General features: G+C 67.4%; 19 protein-coding genes and 1 tRNA gene. 5 read left to right on the plus strand and 15 right to left on the minus strand.

Annotated features, from left to right (window positions below):
• Positions 1–9: 9 nt before the first annotated feature.
• The 6 genes from nuoE to FHD67_RS07980 form a co-directional block, all read right to left on the minus strand.
• A complete protein-coding gene (gene nuoE / locus FHD67_RS07955) occupies positions 10–903 on the minus strand; it encodes an NADH-quinone oxidoreductase subunit NuoE (protein WP_045998810.1) in 894 nt (297 codons plus the stop codon).
• Positions 903–2144: an NADH-quinone oxidoreductase subunit D gene (locus FHD67_RS07960; protein ID WP_045998809.1), complete on the minus strand. Its 1242-nt coding sequence runs from the start codon at positions 2142–2144 to the stop codon at positions 903–905. Before FHD67_RS07960 ends, nuoE begins: the two co-directional genes overlap by 1 nt.
• The gene (locus tag FHD67_RS07965; protein ID WP_045998808.1) at positions 2141–2761 is read right to left on the minus strand and encodes an NADH-quinone oxidoreductase subunit C; all 621 of its coding nucleotides are present in this window, start codon (positions 2759–2761) and stop codon (positions 2141–2143) included. The genes FHD67_RS07960 and FHD67_RS07965 overlap by 4 nt, the downstream gene beginning before the upstream one ends.
• Before the next feature lie 2 nt (positions 2762–2763).
• A complete protein-coding gene (locus FHD67_RS07970; RefSeq protein WP_176695081.1) occupies positions 2764–3288 on the minus strand; it encodes a NuoB/complex I 20 kDa subunit family protein in 525 nt (174 codons plus the stop codon).
• A complete protein-coding gene (gene ndhC, locus FHD67_RS07975) occupies positions 3288–3605 on the minus strand; it encodes an NADH-quinone oxidoreductase subunit A (protein WP_206692694.1) in 318 nt (105 codons plus the stop codon). The genes FHD67_RS07970 and ndhC overlap by 1 nt, the downstream gene beginning before the upstream one ends.
• A gap of 190 nt (positions 3606–3795) precedes the next feature.
• On the minus strand, positions 3796–4266 hold the full coding sequence (locus FHD67_RS07980) for an SH3 domain-containing protein (RefSeq protein WP_052715054.1): 471 nt from the start codon (positions 4264–4266) through the stop codon (positions 3796–3798).
• A 233-nt stretch (positions 4267–4499) separates the two neighbouring features.
• Here FHD67_RS07980 and FHD67_RS07985 point away from each other — a divergent pair, with 233 nt between their 5' ends.
• Together FHD67_RS07985 and FHD67_RS07990 are read left to right on the plus strand one after the other, a co-directional pair.
• Entirely contained in the window at positions 4500–5504 is a 1005-nt protein-coding gene (locus tag FHD67_RS07985; protein ID WP_139598397.1) for a 2-hydroxyacid dehydrogenase, read from the plus strand.
• Positions 5504–6646: an MFS transporter gene (locus FHD67_RS07990; protein ID WP_045998804.1), complete on the plus strand. Its 1143-nt coding sequence runs from the start codon at positions 5504–5506 to the stop codon at positions 6644–6646. Before FHD67_RS07985 ends, FHD67_RS07990 begins: the two co-directional genes overlap by 1 nt.
• Positions 6647–6653: 7 nt before the next feature.
• Here the strand turns inward: FHD67_RS07990 and panB are convergent, their stop codons facing one another.
• Both panB and panC read right to left on the minus strand, forming a co-directional pair.
• Positions 6654–7463, minus strand: coding sequence for a 3-methyl-2-oxobutanoate hydroxymethyltransferase (gene panB / locus FHD67_RS07995; protein WP_045998803.1), 810 nt, complete (start codon positions 7461–7463; stop codon positions 6654–6656).
• Positions 7464–7501: 38 nt separating this feature from the next.
• The gene (gene panC / locus FHD67_RS08000) at positions 7502–8347 is read right to left on the minus strand and encodes a pantoate--beta-alanine ligase (RefSeq protein WP_045998802.1); all 846 of its coding nucleotides are present in this window, start codon (positions 8345–8347) and stop codon (positions 7502–7504) included.
• 152 nt (positions 8348–8499) lie between these two features.
• Between panC and FHD67_RS08005 the strand changes: the two genes are divergently transcribed.
• Entirely contained in the window at positions 8500–10992 is a 2493-nt protein-coding gene (locus FHD67_RS08005; protein WP_139598381.1) for a GcvT family protein, read from the plus strand.
• A gap of 293 nt (positions 10993–11285) precedes the next feature.
• Here the strand turns inward: FHD67_RS08005 and FHD67_RS08010 are convergent.
• Positions 11286–11360 (minus strand) — tRNA-Gly (locus FHD67_RS08010).
• Between the two features lie 125 nt (positions 11361–11485).
• Positions 11486–14353 (minus strand): excinuclease ABC subunit UvrA, encoded by a 2868-nt coding sequence (gene uvrA, locus FHD67_RS08015; RefSeq protein ID WP_139598382.1) that lies wholly within the window; start codon positions 14351–14353, stop codon positions 11486–11488.
• A gap of 221 nt (positions 14354–14574) precedes the next feature.
• Here uvrA and FHD67_RS08020 point away from each other — a divergent pair, with 221 nt between their 5' ends.
• A complete protein-coding gene (locus FHD67_RS08020) occupies positions 14575–18009 on the plus strand; it encodes a pyruvate carboxylase (protein ID WP_139598383.1) in 3435 nt (1144 codons plus the stop codon).
• Positions 18010–18130: 121 nt separating this feature from the next.
• Here the strand turns inward: FHD67_RS08020 and FHD67_RS08025 are convergent, their stop codons facing one another.
• From FHD67_RS08025 to infC, 5 genes are all read right to left on the minus strand, one after another.
• On the minus strand, positions 18131–18502 hold the full coding sequence (locus FHD67_RS08025; RefSeq protein ID WP_139598384.1) for a hypothetical protein: 372 nt from the start codon (positions 18500–18502) through the stop codon (positions 18131–18133).
• Between the two features lie 31 nt (positions 18503–18533).
• Complete coding sequence (locus tag FHD67_RS08030) at positions 18534–20558, minus strand: M3 family metallopeptidase (protein ID WP_139598385.1); 2025 nt, start codon at positions 20556–20558, stop codon at positions 18534–18536.
• A gap of 27 nt (positions 20559–20585) precedes the next feature.
• The gene (locus FHD67_RS08035; RefSeq protein ID WP_425467247.1) at positions 20586–21638 is read right to left on the minus strand and encodes a HesA/MoeB/ThiF family protein; all 1053 of its coding nucleotides are present in this window, start codon (positions 21636–21638) and stop codon (positions 20586–20588) included.
• The gene (gene dut / locus FHD67_RS08040) at positions 21635–22114 is read right to left on the minus strand and encodes a dUTP diphosphatase (protein ID WP_246071262.1); all 480 of its coding nucleotides are present in this window, start codon (positions 22112–22114) and stop codon (positions 21635–21637) included. Before dut ends, FHD67_RS08035 begins: the two co-directional genes overlap by 4 nt.
• Positions 22115–22188: 74 nt before the next feature.
• Positions 22189–22770: a translation initiation factor IF-3 gene (gene infC, locus FHD67_RS08045; RefSeq protein ID WP_425277555.1), complete on the minus strand. Its 582-nt coding sequence runs from the start codon at positions 22768–22770 to the stop codon at positions 22189–22191.
• 157 nt (positions 22771–22927) lie between these two features.
• Here infC and FHD67_RS08050 point away from each other — a divergent pair.
• Positions 22928–23299: hypothetical protein (locus tag FHD67_RS08050; RefSeq protein WP_218062286.1), on the plus strand; the 372-nt coding region annotated here is incomplete at its 3' end.

The raw sequence follows: 23299 nt of genomic DNA on the forward strand, positions 1-23299 counted from the left end.
GGGCTGCGGTCAGTCGCGGTCCTTGTCATCCTTGCGCACATCGGCCGGTTCGCGCGCCGAAACCGGGCGCGCGGCCGAACTGGCCTGCGCCTCCTGCTCGGTCACGCCGGTCGAATCGACCGGTGCCCCGTCCGACGGGCGCGGTTCGCGTTCCGGCGCGGTGTCCACGCCGGTCTGGTCGTCCGCCGCGGCATCGGGCTTGCGGCGCCATTTCGTCAGGATCGGAACCTCGGTCCCGTCGATCCGCTTCAGCGTCTCGCCCAGGTCAGAGGCCAGTTGCACGCTGGCGTTGTGACCCTCCTGCCCCTTCAGATCGGCCAGGCTGGTCAGTCCGCTGACGGGTTCGGACGCAAAGCGACCGGTCTGCGATCCGGGCACGGGAACCTCTCCGGCCGACATGCGGTCGATCAGCGCCTCGAGGCTCTCGGGCGTCAGATCTTCATAGTAGTCCTTGCCAATCTGGGCCATCGGGGCGTTGGCGCAGGCGCCAAGGCATTCGACCTCCTCCCAGCTGAACTTGCCGTCGGCCGACAGGGTATGCGGCGTGGGCGCGATCTTGCGCTTGCAGACCGCGACCAGGTCCTCGGCCCCGCAGATCATGCATGTCGTGGTGCCGCAGATCTGGATGTTCGCAACAGTCCCAACGGGTTGCAGCTGGAACATGAAGTAGAACGTCGCCACTTCCAGCGCCCGGATATAGGCCATGCCCAACAGTTCCGCGCAATATTCGATGGCAGGACGCGACAGCCAGCCTTCCTGTTCCTGGGCACGCCACAAGACAGGAATGATCGCCGATTGCTGACGACCCTCGGGGTATTTGGTGATCTGTGCCTGCGCCCATTCCAGGTTCGCAGGCGTGAATTCGAAACTGTCCGGCTGGACGGGGTGCAGGCGGCGCAGCATCAGCGGTCAACCTCTCCGAAGACGATATCCTGGGTGGCGATCAGGGCCGGGACGTCGGCCAGCAGATGGCCCTTGGACATCCAGTCCATGGATTGAAGGTGCAGGAACCCCGGCGCGCGAAGTTTTGCACGATAAGGGCGGTTGGTGCCGTCGCTGACCAGATAGACGCCGAACTCGCCCTTGGGGGCCTCGACGGCGGCATAGACCTCTCCGGCGGGAACGCGGAAGCCCTCTGTGTACAGCTTGAAGTGATGGATCAGGCTTTCCATGTCCCGCTTCATGTCGCCCCGCTTGGGCGGGGTCAGCTTGCCGCGGGCCAGAACCTCGCCCGGCCCTTCGGCCCGCAGCTTGGCGATCGCCTGCTTCATGATCAGCGTCGATTCACGCATTTCCTGCATCCGGCACAGGAAACGGTCATAGCAGTCGCCGTTCGTACCGACCGGGATCTTGAAGTCGAATTCGTCATAGCATTCGTAAGGCTGGCTGCGACGCAGGTCCCAGGCCATGCCCGATCCGCGCACCATCACGCCCGAGAAACCCCAATCCAGCGCATCCTGTTCGGACACGATGCCGATGTCGACCAGCCGCTGCTTGAAGATGCGGTTTTCGGTTAGCAGCGTGTCCAGATCGTCCAGAACCTTGGGGAAACGCTCGCACCACGCCTCCATGTCGTCCAGCAGGTCGGGGGTCAGGTCCTGATGGACGCCGCCCGGCCGGAAATAGGCCGCGTGCAGACGCGCGCCCGATGCGCGTTCATAGAAGATCATCAGATCCTCGCGCGCCTCGAAGCCCCACAGCGGCGGGGTCAGGGCGCCGACGTCCAGCGCGCCGGTGGTCAGGCCCAGAAGATGGTTCAGGATACGCCCCACCTCGCAGAACAGCACCCGGATCAGGCTGGCGCGGCGCGGCACGACCGTGCCGGTCAGACGTTCGATCGCTAGGCACCAGGCGTGTTCCTGGTTCATCGGCGACACGTAATCCAGCCGGTCGAAATACGGCAGGTTCTGAAGATAGGTCCGGCTTTCCATCAGCTTCTCGGTGCCGCGGTGCAGCAGGCCGATATGCGGGTCGGCGCGTTCCACGACCTCGCCGTCCAGCTCCAGCACCATGCGCAGAACGCCATGCGCGGCAGGGTGTTGCGGACCGAAGTTGATGTTGAAGTTGCGAATGCGCTGTTCGCCGGTCACCAGGTCGTGGCTGCCGTCGTCATAGCTGTTCGCGCGGATGTCGCCGTCCATCATTTCGCGGCCCCCTTTTCGTCGCCGGGCAGGGCGTATTGCACGCCTTCCCAGGGCGACAGGAAATCGAACTGCCGGTATTCCTGCACCAGCGACACGGGCTCATAGATCACGCGCTTTTCGGCGTCGTCATATCGAACCTCGACATAACCGGTGGTCGGAAAGTCCTTGCGCAGCGGATGGCCGGAAAAGCCATAGTCGGTCAGGATGCGGCGCAGGTCCGGATGACCGGTGAACAGGATCCCGAACATGTCGAAGATCTCGCGCTCGAACCAGTTTGCGGCGGGATAGATCGCGGTCAGCGTCGGCAGCATCTCATCCTCGCGGATGGCGACCTTCACGCGGATGCGGTGGTTCTGGTACATCGACAGGAAGTGCCAGACGACGTCGAACCGCTGCTGGCGCGATGGGTAATCGACGGCGGTGATGTCGACCAGCGTGGAGAACCGGCAGCTGCTGTCGCTGCGCAGGAAATCCAGCAGGTCCAGGATGCCGCTGGCCGTGGCCGTCACGGTCAGTTCGCCAAAGGCCACGTCGGTGCCGATGACCTCGTTCGGGCGGCGCAGCTTGATGTGCTCGGCCAGCTGGTCCAGCGCGTCGGGATCGGTATAGGTCGCCATAATCACCTCACCAGCGTGCCGGTGCGCCGGATGCGGCGCTGAAGTTGCAGGATGCCGTAAAGCAGCGCCTCGGCGGTCGGCGGGCAGCCGGGGACATAGATGTCCACGGGCACGATCCGGTCGCATCCGCGCACCACGGAATAGCTGTAATGGTAATAGCCGCCGCCATTGGCGCAGCTGCCCATGCTGATGACGTAACGCGGTTCCGGCATCTGGTCATAGACCTTGCGCAGCGCCGGGGCCATCTTGTTGGTCAGCGTGCCCGCCACGATCATCAGGTCCGACTGGCGCGGAGAGGCGCGCGGTGCGGTCCCGAAGCGTTCCAGGTCATAGCGCGGCATCGAGGTCTGCATCATCTCGACCGCGCAGCAGGCCAGGCCGAACGTCATCCAGTGCAGCGAGCCGTTGCGCGCCCAGTTGATGATGTCCTCGGTCGTGGTCAGCAGGAAACCCTTGTCCTGCAGCTCCGCGTTCAGGGCCTTGGTCGCGTATTCGCGATCGGGTCCGGCGGTGTTCGCCCCTGCCATCACGCCCATTCCAAGGCTCCTTTCTTCCACTCGTAGGCAAAGCCCACGGTCAGCACGCCCAGGAACGCCATCATCGACCAGAACGCGGTCTCGCTGATCGCCTGGAAGCTGACCGCCCAGGGGAACAGGAACGCGACCTCGAGGTCGAAGATGATGAACAGGATCGACACCAGATAGAATCGCACGTCGAACTTCATCCGCGCGTCGTCGAACGGGTTGAAGCCCGACTCATAGGCACTGACCTTTTCGGGGTCGGGATTGCGCACGGCGATGACGAACGCGGACAGCAGCAAGATCAGCGCAAGCGCCGAGGCCATCGCCGCGAAGACGAGGATGGGCAGATAGTCCTGCGTAATGTTTTGCACGGGTGACGATCCCCTTGTCGGTCGCGGGGATCACGGCTGACCCCGCGACGGGTTGGCTGAGTGCGGTTTAGACCCGTGACCGTCCGGGGTCAACGGGCGCAGGGGATCGAAAGCGCGGCGAATTGTTGCAATGCGGCGCGGATCAGTCGCGGATTTCGCCCGCGTCCACGCCCCAGATCGCCGTCTTGGGCACCCAGCCCCGCTGGCCGCCGCCCGACACGCGGCACCATTCCGGTTCGCATTCGTTCAGCCGCAGGATGGCCCCGGCCTCGGCCCGCGCCACGATGTCGGAATCGCGATGCGGCCGGGCGCGCAGTTCCAGCATGTCCTGGGTGACCAACGCTGTGCGGACCCCCGACAGCAGCGCATAGTGGATCCAGCCCCCTGCCCCGTCCTTGTCCTCGACCCGGCGCCAATGACCGAATTCGGCCACCACCCGCAGCGGCATCCCCGCATGGCGGAACACCCAGTCGATGCGGTGCGACAGGCTGGGCCCGCGACGGGCGTTGCCTTCGTTGCCCTTCAGGCTGACATAGCGGGGCAGCGGCAGGTTGGTCACCGGACCCCGCTGTTCGGTCGCACCTTGGCTTTGTTGCGGTTCGCTTTGGGCCATCGCCTGCGGGGCAGCAGCCCCCATTATCGCCACAAGCGCAAGTGCCACCCTTGCGCCCGTCCTGCCTGGCCGTGCCGTCATGCGTTGTCCGTTCCTGTCCTGTGCGGGGCGCGGACGCCCCTTCTGGGGTCTTGTGCCTGCCCCTCAACGCGGGCAGTTTGCCAAAAGCGTCCGCCGATGGGAAGGGCGTGCCTGCAGGCGACCGATCAAGGCTCTGACACAGTGAGGTGACCATGCCCCCCACCCCCGCAGCCCCCCGCAGCAGACTGCGCGTCGCCGTGACGCGCCGCCTGCCCGAGGCGGTCGAGACCCGCATGTCCGAACTGTTCGACGTGGCCCTGCGCGACGACGACCGCAAGATGTCGTCCGATCAGCTGGTATCGCTGATGCAGGACGCGGACATCCTGGTGCCGACCGTGACCGACCAGATCACCGCTGCCATGCTGGCCCGCGCGGGCGAGCGGCTGAAGCTGATCGCGAATTTCGGCGCGGGCATCGACCATATCGACGTGATGTCCGCCCGCCAGCGCGGCGTCTTGGTCAGCAACACCCCCGGCGTCGTGACCGAGGACACCGCCGACATGACGCTGGCGCTGATCCTGGCCGTGACCCGCAAGATCCCCGAGGGCCTGGCCGAGATGCAGGCCGGACGCTGGCAGGGCTGGTCGCCCACCGCCCATCTGGGCGGGCGCGTCGGCGGGCGGCGTCTTGGCATTCTGGGCATGGGCCGCATCGGCCAGGCCGTCGCGCGCCGAGCCGCCGCCTTCGGCATGCAGGTCCACTATCACAACCGCCGCCGCCTGCGCCCCGAGATCGAGGAGGCCCTGGGCGCGACCTGGTGGGAGAGCCTGGACCAGATGCTGGCGCGCATGGACATCGTCAGCGTGAACGCGCCGCACACGCCCTCGACCTTCCACCTGCTGAACGCGCGTCGGCTGAAGCTGATGAAGCCGACCGCCGTGATCGTGAACACCTCGCGCGGCGAGGTCATCGACGAGAACGCCCTGACCCGCATGCTGCGGGCCGGAGAGATCGCGGGCGCGGGCCTGGACGTCTTCGAGCATGGCCACGAGATCAACCCCCGCCTGCGCGAGCTGCCCAACGTTGTCCTGCTGCCGCATATGGGCAGCGCGACCGTCGAGGGCCGCGCCGAGATGGGCGAGAAGGTGATCATCAACATCAAGACCTTTGCCGACGGGCACCGCCCGCCCGACCTGGTCGTGCCGTCGATGCTGTGATGACGATGCGTTGGGCCGTGTCGGCCCTGTTTTTCGTGAACGGCCTGCTGGTGGGCAGCTGGGCGCCGAAAATCCCCGTCCTGATGGAACGGCTTGGCATCACCGAGGCCAGCGCCGGGGTGATCGTGCTGGGGCTGGGCCTGGGCTCGATCTGCGTGATGCCGCTGTTCGGGGCGATGGTCGCGCGGGCCGGATCGGCCAGCGCCGTGCGGCTGGCCGCATGGCTGGCCGCGCCGTCGATGATCTGGATCTCTCTGGCGCCGACCTATTGGACCGTGGCGGCGACCGTGGTGCTGTTCGGCGGCATGGTCGGCGGCATGGACGTGGCGATGAATGCCAACGCGGTCGCCGTGGAACGCGCGCGCGGCCGGGCGATCATGTCGTCCTGCCACGGGTTCTGGAGCCTGGGGGCCTTTGCCGGCGCGGCCGCGGGCGGCTGGCTGATCCAGCGATTCGGGGAGCTGGCCCATGCCGCCGTCATCACCGCGGTCTTTGCGCTGGTGCTGCTGTGGGCGCTGTCCCGCCTGCTGGAGGACGCCCCCGAGGCGGGCGCGCCCAAGGCGCCGCTGCGCCTGCCGCGCAGCCCCCTGCCCTGGCTGATCGGGCTGATGGCCCTGGCCGCGATGATTCCCGAAGGCGCGATCCTGGATTGGGCCGCCGTCTATCTGCAGCGCGAGATGGGCGCGTCGCTGTCGGTGGCGGGCCTGGGCTTTGCTGCCTGCGCGGGCACGATGGCGGCGATGCGCTTTGCGGGCGACGGGCTGCGCCGCCGCTTTGGCGCGGTCACCACCCTGCGCGCCAGTTCGGCCGTGGCGATGGCGGGCCTGGTCCTGGCCGGGCTGTCGAGCAGCCCCGCCCCGGCGATCGCGGGATTCGCGCTGGCGGGCATCGGCATCGCGAACATGGTGCCCATCGCCTTTTCCGCGGCCGGGAACGTGCCGGGACTGGCCGCTGGCATGGGCCTGTCGGTGGTCACGATGATGGGCTATTCCGGCATCCTGCTGGCGCCGGGCAGCATCGGTTTCCTGGCCGAACACCTCAGCCTTGGCACCATCTATCTGGGCCTTGCCGCCCTGCTGCTGATCCCGCTGCTGCTGTCCCGCCTGGCCGCCACCGCCGATTTCGAACCGCGCGACGACTGAGCGCGTCTTAACGGTACAGTTCGGCCGCGGCCGGAAAGCTGCGGTCACGGACCGCGGCCGCATAGGCGGCGATGGCCTGGTCGGCCTCTTTGCCCAGTTCTCCGAAACGGCGGACAAAGCGCGGCACGCGACCCGACAGGCCCAGCATGTCGTCCAGCACCAGGATCTGCCCGTCGCAGCGCGCGCTGGCGCCGATGCCGATGGTCGGCACGGCGATGGCATCGGTGATCTGATCGGCCAAGGCCTCCATCACCCCCTCGACCACGACGCTGAACGCGCCCGCATCGGCGACGGCGCGGGCATCCGCGACGAAGGCGGGCCAGGTGGCCGGATCGCGGCCCTGCGTCTTGAACCCCCCCATCGTGTTCGTGGCCTGCGGCGTGAGGCCGACATGGGCCATGACCGGGATGCCGCGGTCGACCAGAAAGCGGATGGTGGGGGCCATGCGGGCGCCCCCCTCCAGCTTGACGGCGCCGGCGCCGGTCTGAGCCATCACGCGGGCGGCGTTGCGGAACGCCTGTTCCGGCGCTTCCTCATAACTTCCGAAGGGCATGTCGATCACGACCATGGCGCGGTCGGACCCGCGCATGACGGCCTGGCCGTGCAGGATCATCATCTCCAGCGTGACCCCGATGGTCGAGGGCAGGCCGTGGACCACCATGCCCAGGCTGTCGCCCACCAGGATCACGTCGGCATGGGCATCGACCATCGCCGCCATCGGCGCGGTATAGGCGGTCAGCGCGACGATGGGGGCCGCACCCTTGCGGTCGGCGATCTGGGGCGCGGTGACGCGGCGGACGGGAGCTTGCGCGGACATGGGTCGGCCTTTCAAGGGGATGCGCGGGGCCGCGCGGGTCAGGGATGGGCGGTGCGCTGGTCGATCAGCAGCACGTCGCCGAAACGGACGGCCAGCAGGATCGCCACCGGACCGCCCACGACGGCGATGCGAGACAGATCGCGCGCGTCGCGGATGTCGATCGAGCGGATGTCGGCCCGCGGTTCCGTGGACAGGATGGCGCGGATCTGGCGGCGCAACAGGCTGACGGGTGTACCCATCGCGACCGATTCCGCCGCATGGTCCAGCGCACGGGCCAGCACCGGGGCGGCTGCGCGATCCTCGGCCGTCAGGCGCTGGTTGCGCGAGGACATGGCCAGCCCGTCGGGTTCGCGCACGGTGGGCACCGGCAGGATGGTCACGGGAATGTCCAGGTCCTCGACCATACGGGTGATCAGGGTCAGCTGCTGATAGTCCTTTTCGCCAAAGGCCGCGGCCTGGGGCTGGACGATGTTGAACAGCTTGGTGACCACGGTCGCCACGCCGCGGAAATGGCCGGGGCGCAGGCGGCCCATCAGGATGCCGCCCAGCTGCGTCACCTGCACATGGGTCTGCGCACCGGGGCGCCAGATGTCGGACACCTGCGGCAGGAACACCGCGTCGCAGCCGGACTCGCGCAGCAGGTCCAGGTCCTGCGCCTCCTGCCGGGGATACTTGTCCAGATCCTCGTTCGGGCCGAACTGCGCGGGGTTCACGAAGATCGAGGTCACCACCCGGCCGCCACCCTGCCCGTCCAGCCAGTCGCGGGCCCGCGCGACCAGGGTCAGGTGGCCCTGATGCAGCGCACCCATCGTCGGCACCAGGGCTGTGCGGCCCGCGTCCCGGCGCCAGGCGCGCATGGCGTCGGTGCTGCGGCAGATGTCCATGGTGCCCCCTTGTTGGCGTGGGCCGCAACCTAGCGACGGGGGCGGGTCTGGGCAAGGCCATGTCGTTTTTCGCCCGCAGATGTCGGGCGCCTTTGACGCGGCGTTTCACCGATGGGGCATCACAGGCGAAACGGTTCCAACAGGAGAGCGCGATGACGTCGCATGTGAAGGTTCTGGTCGTGGGCGGGGGCGCGGTCGGATGCGGCATCGCGCTGCATCTGGCGCGCGCGGGCTGGGACACGCTGCTGGTCGAACGCGACGAGCTGACCGCCGGATCGACGTGGCACGCGGCGGGTCTGCTGCCCCTGTTCAACATGGGCTATGCGACCAGCCACATCCATGATTACTCGGTCAAGCTCTATGCCGGGCTGGAGGCCGAGACGGGGCTGAACGCGGGCTTCACCCGCTGCGGCAACCTGCGCATGGCGCAGACGGATGCGCGGATGGACGAATACATGCTGTATTCCGCCACCGCCGAGACGATCGGGATCGAGCATCAGTTCCTGACCCCCGCCCAGATCAAGGAGCGCTGGCCGCTGGTCCGCACCGAGGATCTGAAGGGCGCGCTGTTCCACCCGACCGACGGATACATCAACCCCGCCGACGTGACCCAGGCCATGGCCAAGGGCGCGCGGATGGCGGGCTGCCGGATCGAGCGCAAGATCCAGGTGAACGCCTATCGCTGGACCGGCAGCGAATGGGTCGTGACGGTCGAAAAGATGGTGGATCGCGGCGGCAACCTGATCCCGTCCGGAGAGGTCTATGACATCCACGCCGAACATGTGGTGACTGCGACCGGCAACCACGCACAGCGCACGGCCAAGCTGCTGGGCATCAAGATCCCCGCCATTCCGGTCGAACACCAGTTCATCGTGACCGAGCCGGACCCGGCGCTGATGCGCTGGCGCGCCGAAGGCAACCCCGAGCATCCGGTCCTGCGCGATGCCGATGCCAAGTGGTATGTCCGCGAGGAGCGCGGCGGCTGGATCCTGGGCCCCTATGAAAAAGGCGCACCCGCGCGGTTCGAATACGGCGTGCCGGACAGTTTCCGCGCCGACCTGTTCCCCCTGGACCTGGAGCGGATCGAGAAGGAATACATGGCGATGATCCATCGCATTCCGACCTCGGAGACGGTGGGTCTGAAGGACGACTTCAACGGCCCGATCTGCTATACCCCCGACGGTAACCCGCTGGTCGGCCCCGCGCCGGGCCTGCGCAACATGTGGCTGGCCGAGGGGTTCAGCTTTGGCATCACCGCAGCCGGGGGCGTGGGCCATTACCTGGCGCAGATGATGACCGAGGGCGAGGCCGAGATCGACATGGCCTCGCTGGACCCTCGCCGGTTCGGGTCTTGGATGACCACGGAATACGCCGCCCGCAAGAACGAGGAGGCCTATGACCACGTCTTCATCCTGCACCATCCCGACGAGGAGCGGCCCGCCTGCCGCCCCCTGCGTACATCCCCGGCCTATGACCGGCAGGCGGCGCATGGCGCGCAGTTCGGGCATGTGAACGGGTGGGAACGCCCGAACTACTACGCGCCCGAGGGCTTTGACGACCATGACAGCCGCAGCTTCCGTCGCGGCGGCTGGTGGCAATACGCCAAGGCCGAGGCCGAGGCCGTGCGCCAGACAGCGGGCCTGGTCGATGCGACGGCGTTTGCCAAGCACACCGTCACCGGGCCGGGGGCGACCGCCTTCCTGGACTGGTTGACCACCAACAAGCTGCCCAAGGTGGGACGGATCAACCTGACCTATGCGCTGACCGATGCAGGCACGGTCCGGACCGAATACACCATCGTGCGGCGTGGAGAGCAGGACTATTACCTGGTCAGCGCCGGCGCATGGACCGACTACGACCGCGACAACCTTGTGAAGTCGGCGCAGGATTTCATGGCCGCCGGGGGCCAGTACGTCCATGTGCAGGACGTGACCACGCAATGGGGCGTCTTTGCCCTGGCAGGGCCTGAGAGCCGGAACATCCTGGCCCGGATGATCCGTGACGCGGAACCCGCGACCGCCCTGTCGAACAAGCGCTTTCCCTGGCTGTCGATGCGCAACATCGAGCTGGGCATGGTCCCGGTCATGGCCATCCGCGTCGCCTATACCGGCGAGCTGGGATGGGAGCTGCACCACCCAATCGAGATGCAGAACCACCTGTTCGACAAGCTGATCGCCGCCGGAGAGCCGTCTGGCATGAAGCTGGTCGGCGCGCGTGCGCAGAACTGGCTGCGCCAGGAGAAGTCGTACCGCGCCTTCGGCACCGAACTGGGCCGGGATGCGACGCCGCTGGAGGCTGGGCTGGACCGGTTCGTGGACCTGGGCAAGGAGTTCCGCGGCAAGTCCGCGATGCAGGCCAAGGGGATCCGGTCAACCTGCGTCACGCTGCTGATCGACGGGCCGGCGGATGCGGACCCCTGGGGCCGCGAGGCGCTGTTCCTGGACGGGGAAAAGATCGGGCGCCTGACCTCGGGTGGCTATTCGGCGGCCTTCGGCAAGCAGATCGGCATGGGCTATGTCCGCCCCGACCTGGCGACGCCCGGCACCAAGCTTCAGGTGCGGATGTTCCGCGAGCTGTATGACGCGGTGGTGACCGAGGACAGCCCGCACGACCCGCAGAACGCCCGCATTCGCGTCGACGGCTGACAAGGTTGCGCAGGCGGTCCCCCGTGATCGCCTGCGCACGGACGCCAAGGGTGCCGATGGTTGGATCGGCCTATGTCGTCACCGATCGACCGGCGTACAACAAAGCGGCCCTGACCGTGGCTGTCGCATCCGGCGGATCATCCTCCGCGTGCCAACAAAGGCTGTTTGTGCATCGGATTCACCCAGACCATTGTCGCAGGCAATCACAATGGAATTCGGGCTAATGCCGCCTGACACCAAGCCGCAGGCCACAAATGACAAAGGCCAGACCCGAAGGTCTGGCCTTTTGTTTTTGGAGCGGGCGAGGCGATTCGAACGCCCGACCCTAACCTTGGCAAGGTTATGCTCTACCCCTGAGCTACGCCCGCACTCCAGTTCCTCTTGCGATCCGTTTCACCGTCTCGCCTTCGGTGAGCGGGTATGTACGAAAGCCCGCCGGGGGGTGCAAGAGGAAAAAACGCACCCTCGGCGATTTTCTTTTGCACCCCCTGCCCTACTCCGCAGCGCGGCTGCGGGCGGGGTTCAGCATGGGTCCAAGATAGCGCCCGGTATGGCTGGCCTCGACATGCGCGACGTCCTCTGGCGTGCCTGCCGCCACGATCACCCCGCCGCCATCGCCGCCCTCGGGGCCGATGTCGATGATCCAGTCCGCCGTCTTGATGACGTCCAGGTTATGCTCGATCACGATGACCGAATTGCCCTGGTCGACCAGCTCGTGCAGCACCTCCAGGAGCTTGCGCACATCCTCGAAATGCAGGCCCGTCGTCGGTTCGTCCAGGATATACAGCGTGCGGCCGGTGGACCGGCGCGACAGCTCCTTGGACAGCTTGACGCGCTGCGCCTCGCCACCCGACAGGGTCGTCGCCTGCTGGCCTACCTTGATGTAGCCGAGGCCCACCTGCATCAGCGCGTCCATCTTCTCGCGGATCGAGGGGACGGCGCTGAAGAATTCCTGCGCGTCCTCCACAGTCATGTCCAGCACATCGGCGATGGACTTGCCTTTGAACTGCACCTCCAGCGTCTCGCGGTTATAGCGCTTGCCCTTGCAGGTCTCGCACTCGACATAGACGTCGGGCAAGAAGTGCATCTCGATCTTGATGACGCCGTCGCCCTGGCAGGCCTCGCAGCGCCCGCCCTTGACGTTGAAGCTGAACCGACCCGGCTTGTAGCCGCGTGCCTTGGCCTCGGGCAGGCCCGCGAACCAGTCGCGGATGGGCGTGAAGGCCCCGGTATAGGTCGCCGGGTTGGACCGCGGCGTCCGCCCGATGGGGCGCTGGTCGATGTCGATGACCTTGTCCAGATGCTCCAGCCCCCGGATCGTCTCGCAGGGCGCGGGGGTCTGGCGGGCGCCGTTCAGGCGCAGGGATGCGGTCTTGAACAGCGTCTCGATGGTCAGGGTGGACTTGCCGCCCCCCGACACGCCCGACACGCAGACGAAGCGGCCCAGCGGGAATTCGGCGGTGACATTTTTCAGGTTGTTGCCGGTGGCCTTGACCACGGTGACCTTCTTGCCGTTGCCCTTACGGCGGGTCTCGGGGACCTCGATCGCGCGCTTGCCGGACAGATACTGTCCGGTCAGGCTGTCGGGATCGGCGGCGATCTCGGCGGGCGTGCCCTTGCTGACCACGGTGCCGCCATGCACCCCCGCCCCCGGCCCCATGTCAAAGACATAGTCGGCATGGCGGATCGCATCCTCGTCATGCTCGACCACCAGGACCGAGTTGCCCTGGTCGCGCAGGTTCATCAGCGTGGTCAGCAGCCGGTCGTTGTCGCGCTGGTGCAGGCCGATGGACGGCTCGTCCAGAACGTACAGCACCCCGGTCAGGCCCGACCCGATCTGGCTGGCCAGGCGAATGCGCTGGCTTTCGCCGCCCGACAGCGTGCCCGCCGCGCGCGACAGGGTCAGATAGTTCAGGCCCACATTGACCAGGAATCCCAGCCGCTCGCGGATCTCCTTGAGGATCGCGGCGGCGATCTCGGCCTTCTGCTTGGACAGGTGGTTCGGCGCGTCGGTGATCCAGTCCAGCGCTTCCTGGATCGACAGCTGCACGACCTCGCCCACGTGGTTGCCGGCGATCTTGACCGCCAGCGCCTCGGGCTTCAGGCGATAGCCCCCGCAGGCGCCGCAGGGGCGGTTGTTCTGGTAACGCTCAAACTCCTCGCGCACCCAGGCGCTGTCAGTCTCGCGCAGGCGGCGTTCCATGTTGGGAATCACGCCCTCGAAGACGCGGCTGATCTCATAGACGCGACCGGCGTCGTCAAAGCGGAACTTGATCTCGTCCTTGCCCGACCCGCGCAGGAACATCTGCTGAACGCTGTCAGGCAGATCCTTCCACGGGGTCTTCTTGTCAAAGCCGTAATGCTTGGCCAGCGCGTTGATGGTCTGGGTCAGGTAGGCCGACTTGGTCTTGGCCCAAGGCACGATCGCGCCCTTGTCCACCGACAGGGCCGCATCGGGCACGACCAGGCGGTCGTCGAAGAACAGCTCGACCCCCAGACCGTCACAGACCGGGCAGGCGCCGAACGGCGCGTTGAACGAAAACAGCCGCGGCTCGATCTCGGGGATGGTGAAGCCGCTGACGGGGCATGCGAACTTCTCGGAGAAGGTCAGGCGCTCGGGTTCGCCCTCGGCCCCCTCCTCCTGCGCCAGCTCCAGATGGGCGATGCCGTCGGCCAGGTTCAGCGCGGTGCGCAGACTGTCGGCCAGCCGCGTCTCCAGCCCCTCGCGCACGACGATGCGGTCGACCACGATGTCGATGTTGTGGCGGAACTTCTTGTCCAGGGTCGGCGCGTCGTCCAGGTCGTGGAAGGTGCCGTTGATCTTGACCCGCTGAAAGCCCTGGCGGCGCAGCTCGGCCAGCTCCTTCTTGTACTCGCCCTTGCGGTCGCGGACGATGGGGGCCAGCAGATAGGCGCGCGTCCCTTCGGGCAGGGCCATGGTGCGGTCGACCATGTCCTGCACCTGCTGCGCCTCGATCGGCAGGCCGGTCACGGGGGAATAGGGCGTCCCGGCGCGCGCGAACAGCAGACGCAAATAATCGTAGATCTCGGTAACCGTGCCCACGGTGGAACGCGGGTTCTTGGAGGTGGTCTTCTGCTCGATGCTGATCGCGGGGGACAGGCCGCTGATATGGTCGACATCGGGCTTGCCCATCATGTCCAGGAACTGGCGCGCATAGGCCGACAGGCTTTCGACATAGCGGCGCTGCCCCTCGGCATAGACCGTGTCGAAGGCCAGGGACGACTTGCCGGACCCCGACAGACCGGTGATCACCACCAGCTGATCGCGGGGGATATCCATGTCGACGTTTTTCAGATTGTGTTCGCGCGCGCCGCGAACCTCGATGAACTTCTGTTCCATACGTGCCCCTCTGACCAGTCGCATCAGATAGGGACGCTTGGGCGAAAAGCAAGTTCCATCTGCGAACGAAGGCGGAACATCGCTGCGGCACCGTAACATCTGCTGCGTGACCTATCAGCTTTTGGTCGCAGATCGCGGGGCGGAGGCTTCTGGTTATCGCTAACACTTGCGCTGCATCGCAGCACAGATAGGATGCTTGGCAACGAGGAAGGGGGCTTGGCATGTTCAAGAAGATTTTAGTGGCGAACCGGGGCGAGATTGCCATTCGCGTGATGCGCGCGGCCAACGAGCTGGGCAAGAAGACGGTCGCCGTTTATGCCGAGGAGGACAAGCTGGGCCTGCACCGCTTCAAGGCGGACGAGGCCTATCGCATCGGCGAGGGGCTGGGGCCGGTCGCGGCCTATCTGTCCATCCCCGAGATCATCCGCGTGGCCAAGCTGTCGGGCGCCGACGCAATCCATCCGGGATACGGCCTGCTGTCGGAAAACCCCGACTTCGTCGATGCCTGCACGGCGGCCGGCATCACCTTCATCGGTCCGCGCGCCGACACGATGCGCGCGCTTGGCGACAAGGCCAGCGCGCGGCGCGTGGCGATCGAGGCGGGCGTGCCGGTGATCCCCGCGACCGAGGTGCTGGGCGAAGATTTCGACGCCATCAAGCGTGAGGCGGCGGATGTCGGCTATCCGCTGATGCTGAAGGCGTCCTGGGGCGGTGGCGGTCGGGGCATGCGTCCGATCAACAGCGAGGCCGAGCTGGTCGAGAAGGTCCGCGAGGGTCGCCGCGAGGCCGAGGCGGCCTTCGGCAATGGCGAGGGTTATCTGGAGAAGATGATCCTGCGCGCCCGCCATGTCGAGGTGCAGCTGTTGGGCGACACGCATGGCGGCCTGTATCACCTCTATGAACGCGATTGCACCGTGCAGCGCCGCAACCAGAAGGTCGTCGAACGCGCCCCCGCCCCCTACCTGACCGAGGCGCAGCGCGCCGAGGTCTGCGGCCTGGCGCTGAAGATCGGGCAGGCGGTCGGCTATCAGAACGCCGGCACGGTCGAGTTCCTGATGGATATGGACAGCCAGCAGTTCTACTTCATCGAGGTGAACCCCCGCGTCCAGGTCGAGCATACCGTGACCGAGGAGGTCACCGGCATCGACATCGTGCAAAGCCAGATCCGCATCGCGGAGGGCGAGACGCTGGCCAGCGCCACGGGCCATGCCAGCCAGGCCGACATCACCCTGTCGGGCCATGCCCTGCAGTGCCGGGTGACGACGGAAGATCCGCAGAACAACTTCATCCCCGATTACGGCCGCATCACCGCCTATCGGTCGGCCACCGGCATGGGCATCCGCTTGGACGGCGGCACGGCCTATTCGGGGGGCGTCATCACGCGCTATTACGATTCGCTGCTGGTCAAGGTAACGGCCTGGGCGCAGACCCCCGACCAGGCAATCCGCCGCATGGACCGCGCGCTGCGCGAGTTCCGGGTGCGTGGCGTTTCCACCAACATCGACTTCGTCATCAACCTGCTGAAACATCCGACCTTTCTGGATGACACCTACACGACCAAGTTCATCGACACGACCGATGACCTGTTCGACTTCAAGAAGCGTCAGGACCGCGCGACCAAGATCCTGACCTATCTGGCCGACATCAGCGTGAACGGGCATCCCGAAACGGCGGGCCGCGCCCTGCCCCCGGCCCAGGCCCGCGCGCCGGTCCCGCCCGCCCCCAAGGCCGCTCCTGCGCCCGGCACCCGCCAGCTGCTGGAGACCAAGGGCGCCCAGGCCGTGGCCGACTGGATGGCCGCCCAGACCCAGCTGCTGATCACCGACACCACGATGCGCGACGGGCACCAGTCGCTGCTGGCGACACGGATGCGGTCGATCGACATGATCCGCGTGGCGCCCAGCTATGCTGCGAACCTGCCGCAGCTGTTCAGCGTGGAATGCTGGGGGGGCGCGACCTTCGACGTGGCCTATCGCTTCCTGCAGGAATGCCCCTGGCAGCGCCTGCGCGACATCCGTGCGCAGATGCCCAACCTGATGACGCAGATGCTGCTACGCGCGTCGAACGGCGTGGGTTACACCAACTATCCCGACAACGTGGTGCAGTTCTTCGTGAAGCAGGCCGCCGAGACCGGGGTCGATGTGTTCCGTGTCTTCGACAGCCTGAACTGGGTCGAGAACATGCGCGTCGCGATGGACGCGGTGATCGACAGCGGCAAGGTCTGCGAAGGCACGGTCTGCTATACCGGCAACATGCTGGACCCCGACCGGTCCAAATACGACCTGCAGTATTACGTGAAAACCGCGCAGGAGCTGAAGGCCGCGGGCGCGCATGTGCTGGGCCTGAAGGACATGGCGGGCCTGCTGAAGCCGCCCGCCGCCCGCATCCTGATCAAGGCCCTGAAGGAGGAGGTCGGCCTGCCGATCCACTTCCACACACACGACACCAGCGGCATGGGCGGTGCCACCATCCTGGCCGCCGCCGATGCGGGCGTCGATGCCGTCGATTGCGCGATGGACGCGCTGTCGGGCAACACCAGCCAGCCGACCCTGGGGTCCGTGGTCGAGGCATTGGCCCAGACCGATCGCGACACCGGCCTGGACATCGGCGCCGTCCGCGCGATCAGCAACTATTGGGAACGCGTGCGCGAAAGCTATGCCGCGTTCGAATCAGGCCTGCAGTCCCCGGCCTCCGAGGTCTATCTGCACGAGATGCCCGGCGGGCAGTTCACCAACCTGAAATCTCAGGCCCGCAGCATGGGCCTGGAGGATCGCTGGCACGAGGTGGCGCAGGCCTATGCCGACGTGAACCGGATGTTCGGCGACATCGTCAAGGTCACGCCGTCGTCCAAGGTCGTGGGCGACATGGCGCTGATGATGGTATCCCAGAACCTGACCCCCGAGGACGTCATGAACCCCGACCGCGACATGTCCTTCCCCGATTCGGTGGTGGACATGATGCGCGGCAATCTGGGCCAGCCCCCCGGTGGCTGGCCGCGGGCGATCCAGGCCAAGGTGCTCAAGGGAGAGACCCCGATCACCGACCGCCCCGGTGCGCATCTGGAACCCGTCGACCTGGAGGCCGAGCGTGCCAAGCTGTCAGAGATGCTGGACGGCAAGACCATCGACGACGAGGATCTGAACGGATACCTGATGTATCCCAAGGTCTTCACCGACTACATGCAGCGCCATGAGGCCTATGGCCCGGTGCGCACCCTGCCGACCCGCACCTTCTTCTACGGCATGGAGCCGGGCGACGAGATCAGCGTCGAGATCGATCCCGGCAAGACGCTGGAGGTCCGCCTTCTGACCCTGGGAGAGACCGACGAGACCGGCCAGATGAAGGTCTTCTTCGAACTGAACGGCCAACCGCGTCAGGTCCGCGTTCCGAACCGCTCCGCCACAGGCGCGCAGGCGGCGCGCCCCAAGGCCGATGCCGCGAACCCCGGCCATGTGGGCGCGCCGATGCCGGGCGTCGTGGCGTCCGTCGGTGTCGCTCAGGGCGCCCAGGTCAAGCAAGGCGATCTGCTGCTGACGATCGAGGCGATGAAGATGGAGACCGGCCTGCACGCCGACCGCGACGGCACCATCAAGGCGCTGCATGTCGGCCCCGGCCAGCAGATCGACGCCAAGGACCTCCTGGTCGAGATCGAATGAGCCACAGGGCCGGGGAACGCCGCCCCGGCCCCGCACGACCGCGCCGCGTCAGCGGCGCCTCAGGCCCAGGCGGCAGCACGCCGACCATCGGTCGGCATCCCCGCCCCGGCCCGTCACACCCTCAACCGTCGCAGCGCTGATAGAGGCGCGTGCCGCCCGCATCCGTCAGGCGCAGCGCCGCCCCCTCCATCGTGGCGCCGGCGGCACGCGTGTCCGTCATGCCCTCGCTGGAACAGTTCAGCGTCACCGCCCCGTCCGTCCCCACAGCACTGCGCGTGCAGCGTGCCTCGTAGAACCGCCAGCTTTCCCCCGCCAGCGTCAGCCGCGTCTCCGAGGCCGGATCCCCGCAGGCCTCGGCCCGCAGATCATAGGTCCCGTCGACCAGCGCCGCGCCGCCCTGCGCGGGGGGCAGCACGGCGCCGCCGCCGGTCTCGGTCTTGCAGGCCGCGAGGGCCAGCGCCGCCATCAGGGCGGCGGGCAGGATGGGCGTCATGGGTCTTCTCCTTCGTCCTGTCGCGCGGACCTCAGTCCAGCCCGCGCCCTTTCAGCAGGGCATCGACGCCCGGCATGCGGCCCCGAAAGGCCATCCACAGCTGATCCGCCGGCGCCGATCCGCCCTTGGACAGGATCGTCTCTTCCAGCCGCCGCGCCGTTGCGGGGTCGAAGATGTCGCCCGTCTCGGCGAAGGCCGCGAAGGCATCCGCGTCCATCACCTCGGACCACATGTAGCTGTAATAGCCCGCCGCATAGCTGTCGCCCGCAAAGACATGCGCGAAATGCGGCGTCGCATGGCGCATGGGGATGGCGTCCGGCGCCTCCAGCCCCGTCAGCACCTCGGCCTGCCGTGCCATCGGGTCGGATGCCGGCGCACCCTCATGGAAGGCCAGGTCCACCAGCGCGCTCTCCAGATACTCCACGGTCGAGAACCCTGCCCCGGCCTTGCCCGCCGCCAGCATCCGGTCGCGCAGATCGGCTGGCAGGACATCACCGGTCTCATGGTGGCGCGCATGGGCGTCCAGCACCGCGGGCTGCTCCAGCCAGTGTTCATAAAGTTGGCTGGGCAGTTCCACGAAATCCTGCGCGACCGATGTTCCCGAGATCGAGGGCCAAGTCACATCCGACAGGATGTGATGCGTCGCATGGCCGAATTCGTGGAACAGCGTGCGTGCATCGTCCCAGGACAGGAAGGCCGGCCCACCCGGCTGGTCCGGCGGGGTGAAGTTGCAGACGTTGACCACGATCGGCCTCTGACCGTCACCGATCTTGTGCTGCATCTGCAGGGCCGAACACCACGCCCCCGACCGCTTGGACGGCCGCGCGAAATAGTCGCCCACAAAGACGGCCATCAGCTGACCGTCGCGGGTGATCCGCCAAGCGCGCACGTCGGGCGCCCAGAGCGGCGCCTCCAGCGGCTGGAACTCCAGGCCGAACAGGCGATGCGCGACGTCGAAGACCGCACCCAGCATCGCGTCCAGCGTCAGATAGGGGGCCACGTCATCGGCGTCGAAATCATGCGCGCGGGCGCGATGCCGTTCGGCATAGAGGCGCCAGTCCCAAGCCTCCAGGGGACCGTTGACGCCGTCCTCGTGCAGCATCTGGGCCAGCACCTGCTGATCTGACAGCGCGCGGGCGCGCGCCGCGGTCCAGACCTGGGACAGCAGGTCGCGCACCCGCTCGGGCGTCGCCGCCATCTGCGTCTCCAGCTTGTAGCTGGCGAAATCGGCATAGCCCAACAGCTGCGCGCGCTCATGGCGCAGGGCCAGGATCTCGGAGACCAGCGGCAGGTTGTCGGTCGCCGCGCCGCCTGCCCCCGAACCCGACCCCCGTGCGGTCCAGGCCCGGAACGCCGTCTCGCGCAGCGCGCGGTCCTGGGCATGTTCCAGGAACGGGACGATCAACGATCGATTCAGCGTCACCACCTGCCCCGTCATGCCGCGTTCGCGCGCCGCCGCCCGCATGGCACGGACCAGCCAGTCGGGCAGACCCGCTAGGGCGTCGTCGGCCACGGGCAGGACATAATCACGTTCGTCCGTCAGCACGTTCTGGGTGAACTCGGTGGTCAGCACGGCCAGCCGGGCGCGGATCTGGGCCATGCGGGCGCGGCCCGCCTCGTTCAGGCCCGCCCCGGCCCGCGTCAGGTCTCGCAGCGCCAGTTTGGTGATGCGCCGATCCTCGGGCGACAGGCCGTGGGCGGCGGCCGCCACGGCGCGCACGCGGGCGTACAGACGCGGATCCATGCTGATCCGGCTGCCGTATTCGGCAAGCCTGGGGGCGAAATCGCGCTGCAGCGCCTGGCGCACGTCGTTCGAATCGACCCCAGCCAAGGTGTAGAACACCGAAAGGACACGGTTCAGATCCTCGTCCGCGGTCTCCATCGCCGCGATGGTGTTGTCAAAGTCGGGCGCGTCGGGGTTGGCGGCGATCGCCTCGTTCGCGGCTTCGGCCGCGGCCAGCGCCTGGTCAAAGGCGGGAGCGAAATCCGTGTCGTGGATCAGGTCGAAACGCGGCAGGCCTTCGGGGCCGGTCCAGCGGGTCAGTTGCGGATTCATCAAGACCTCCTGTCGTCGACAGGCAGCCTAGGGTTGCGCCGCGCCGGGTTCCAGCGCCGATTGCGCCCCGCAGACCGGACAGGCCGGGTCCTGCGCGCAGGCGATCGTCCGGGTTTCGCCATAGAGCCCGTCGAACAGCATCATCCTGCCGCGCAGGCCCTGTCCCGCGCCGGTCAGGTGCTTGATCGCCTCCAGCGCCATCAGGCTGCCGATCACGCCAGGCAGCGCGCCGACCACCCCCGCGTCGGCGCAGGGGGCGTCGCGTTCGGGGGCCACGGGGAACAGGCAGCCCATGCAGGGCCCGCCGCGGGCCGGGTCGAACAAGGTCACCTGCCCCTCCCACTGGCCGATGGCGCCCGACAGCAGGGGCACCCCCGCCGCCACGCAGGCCCGATTGATCGCGGCGCGGCCCGCGAAACTGTCGGTGCCGTCGATGACCAGATCATGTCCCGCGATCAGGTCGCTGTCGCCTTCGGTGATGCGGCGGATCAGGGGCGTCACGTCCAGATGCGGGTTCAGCCGCAGCATCGCCTCGGCCGCTGCATAGGCCTTGGGTTCGCCGCGCAGATCGTCGCGAAAGATCACCTGGCGCTGCAGGTTGGACAGGCTGACCGTGTCGTCATCGGCCAGCGTGATCCGCCCCACCCCGGCTGCAGCCAGGTACAGGCAGACGGGCGAGCCCAGCCCCCCTGCCCCGACGACCAGCACCCGCGCGTCCTTCAGCCGCATCTGGCCCGCACCGCCGATCTGGTGCAGGACCAGATGGCGGGCATAGCGGTCCAGCTCTGCGTCCGACAGCCCGGCATCGCGGGTCACGGGGGCGGGCGCGGGCGTGGCCTGAACGCGCAGTCGCGCCAGCAGCCGGCGATAGCCGATGACCAGCATCACCACCGCGCCCAGAACCAGCCAGCCCGCCGCACTGCCGCCAAGGGCGGCGGCGGCACCGCTGCCCGGCGCGATCACCTGCAGCGACAGCATGCCGACCCACAGGATCCCCACCATCAGCAGCACCACCTGGCGTGGCAGATGCAGCACCCGGCCCAAAATCAGCAGCATCACGATCAGGAAGACGCCGGTCACAGCCCCGCCCCCCCGGTGGAACCGAACCCGCCCTGCCCGCGCACGGTGTCGTCCAGCGCGTCGACCAGTTCGAACCGGGCCTGCGGCGCGGGGGCCACGACCATCTGGGCGATCCGGTCGCCGTGGCGGATGGTGAAGGGCGCATCGCCCAGGTTCAGCACGATCACCCCCAGGGGGCCGCGATAGTCGCAGTCGATGGTGCCGGGGCTGTTGGGCAGGGTCAGGCCGTGCTTCAGCGCCAGCCCGGACCGGGGGCGGACCTGGACCTCCCAGCCCTGCGGGATGGCCAGGGCCAGCCCGGTGGGGATCAGCGCGCGGCCCATCGGCGGCAGGGTCACCCCCTGCACCCGGTCCGCGGGGGCCAGATTGGCGCACAGGTCGGCCCCCGCCGCCCCCGCCGTCTGATAGGACGGCAGCGGAAGGGCGGGGTCGGCATCGGGAAGGCGCATCACGCGCAGGACAGGCTGGTGGGTCATGCCCCTATCCATGCAACGCAAAAGGCCGCGCGGCAATGCCGCACGGCCTTTCAGCATGTCGCAGTCGGGATGGATCAGCGCGGAGCGATCATCATCACCATCTGGCGACCTTCCAGCTTGGGCATGGTCTCGACCTTGCCGGCCTCTCCGACGTCGTCGCGGACGCGGTGCAGCAGTTCCAGGCCAAGGTCCTGGTGGGCCATCTCGCGGCCGCGGAAGCGCAGGGTCACTTTGACCTTGTCGCCGCCTTCCAGGAATTTCAGCACGCTGCGCATCTTGACATCATAGTCGTGGGTATCGGTTCCCGGACGGAACTTGATCTCCTTGACCTCGATGACCTTCTGCTTCTTGCGGGCCTCGGCCTCGCGTTTCTGCATCTCGTACTTGTACTTGCCGAGGTCCATGACCTTGCAGACCGGGGGGGCCGCGTTCGGCGAAATCTCGACCAGATCCAGCCCGGCATCCTGTGCCATCTGCATGCCGACCGACGGCGGCACGACGCCGATGTTTTCCCCTTCGGGACCGATCAGGCGGATTTCGGACACGCGGATGCGTTCGTTGGTGCGGGGACCGGTGTCACGTTGGGGCGGTGCGTTATGCGGGCGGCGGGCTATGGCGTTGCTCCTTTTATGGCCAATGCGAAGTGACAGGAAAATAAGGGCAACCGCGCCATTATTCAACCGGAATTGATCAGGACGGGGCGCAATTCGGCCCTGCGGCGACCTGATCCGGGGGCAATCGGGGGGTGCGGCGCTTTTCCGGCGCGGGGGGCTGTGTCATAGAGTGTGCAAATGCCGTGAACATCAGGGGTCCATGATGCCGAAACTGTTGCCCATCGTCGTGATTCTGGTTCTGGCCGCGGGGGGCGCGTCATACCTGATGCAAGACCGCACCGACGAACCCGTTGAGATGGCCCAGGCCTCCGAGGCCCCGACCGCGGCCCCCGACACCGTCGCGGGCGACGCCGCGCGCCTGGCCGACGATGCCGCCGACGCCGCACAGACAGCCGCGGAAACCGCAGACGAGGCCCCCGCGACAGAGGCGACGGACAGCCAGGATGCGGCCAATGCCGCAGCCGATGCGGCCGCCGACGCCGCCGCCATCGCCGCCGATGCCGCGGCCGAGGCCGTCGCCGCATCGAACGACACCGGCGCCGCGCCGGCCAGCGACGCGGCGGACGCCGCC

It is taken from the genome of Paracoccus haeundaensis (genome assembly GCF_006239215.1).
Classification (GTDB): Bacteria; Pseudomonadota; Alphaproteobacteria; order Rhodobacterales; family Rhodobacteraceae; genus Paracoccus; species Paracoccus marcusii.

Excerpts from the sequence above, each read along its gene's own strand:
- FHD67_RS08030 (WP_139598385.1), bottom strand. The coding sequence starts at position 20,558 with ATGAATCCGCAACTGACCCGCTGGACCGGCCCCGAAGGCCTGCCGCGT.
- FHD67_RS08005 (WP_139598381.1), top strand. The coding sequence starts at position 8,500 with ATGACGTCGCATGTGAAGGTTCTGGTCGTGGGCGGGGGCGCGGTCGGA.
- FHD67_RS07965 (WP_045998808.1), bottom strand. The coding sequence starts at position 2,761 with ATGGCGACCTATACCGATCCCGACGCGCTGGACCAGCTGGCCGAGCAC.
- uvrA (WP_139598382.1), bottom strand. The coding sequence starts at position 14,353 with ATGGAACAGAAGTTCATCGAGGTTCGCGGCGCGCGCGAACACAATCTG.
- FHD67_RS07985 (WP_139598397.1), top strand. The coding sequence starts at position 4,500 with ATGCCCCCCACCCCCGCAGCCCCCCGCAGCAGACTGCGCGTCGCCGTG.
- FHD67_RS07980 (WP_052715054.1), bottom strand. The coding sequence starts at position 4,266 with ATGGCCCAAAGCGAACCGCAACAAAGCCAAGGTGCGACCGAACAGCGG.
- FHD67_RS07970 (WP_176695081.1), bottom strand. The coding sequence starts at position 3,288 with ATGGCAGGGGCGAACACCGCCGGACCCGATCGCGAATACGCGACCAAG.
- nuoE (WP_045998810.1), bottom strand. The coding sequence starts at position 903 with ATGCTGCGCCGCCTGCACCCCGTCCAGCCGGACAGTTTCGAATTCACG.
- FHD67_RS07990 (WP_045998804.1), top strand. The coding sequence starts at position 5,504 with ATGACGATGCGTTGGGCCGTGTCGGCCCTGTTTTTCGTGAACGGCCTG.
- FHD67_RS08025 (WP_139598384.1), bottom strand. The coding sequence starts at position 18,502 with ATGACGCCCATCCTGCCCGCCGCCCTGATGGCGGCGCTGGCCCTCGCG.
- ndhC (WP_206692694.1), bottom strand. The coding sequence starts at position 3,605 with ATGGCCTCGGCGCTTGCGCTGATCTTGCTGCTGTCCGCGTTCGTCATC.
- dut (WP_246071262.1), bottom strand. The coding sequence starts at position 22,114 with ATGACCCACCAGCCTGTCCTGCGCGTGATGCGCCTTCCCGATGCCGAC.
- FHD67_RS07960 (WP_045998809.1), bottom strand. The coding sequence starts at position 2,144 with ATGATGGACGGCGACATCCGCGCGAACAGCTATGACGACGGCAGCCAC.
- FHD67_RS08020 (WP_139598383.1), top strand. The coding sequence starts at position 14,575 with ATGTTCAAGAAGATTTTAGTGGCGAACCGGGGCGAGATTGCCATTCGC.
- panB (WP_045998803.1), bottom strand. The coding sequence starts at position 7,463 with ATGTCCGCGCAAGCTCCCGTCCGCCGCGTCACCGCGCCCCAGATCGCC.
- panC (WP_045998802.1), bottom strand. The coding sequence starts at position 8,347 with ATGGACATCTGCCGCAGCACCGACGCCATGCGCGCCTGGCGCCGGGAC.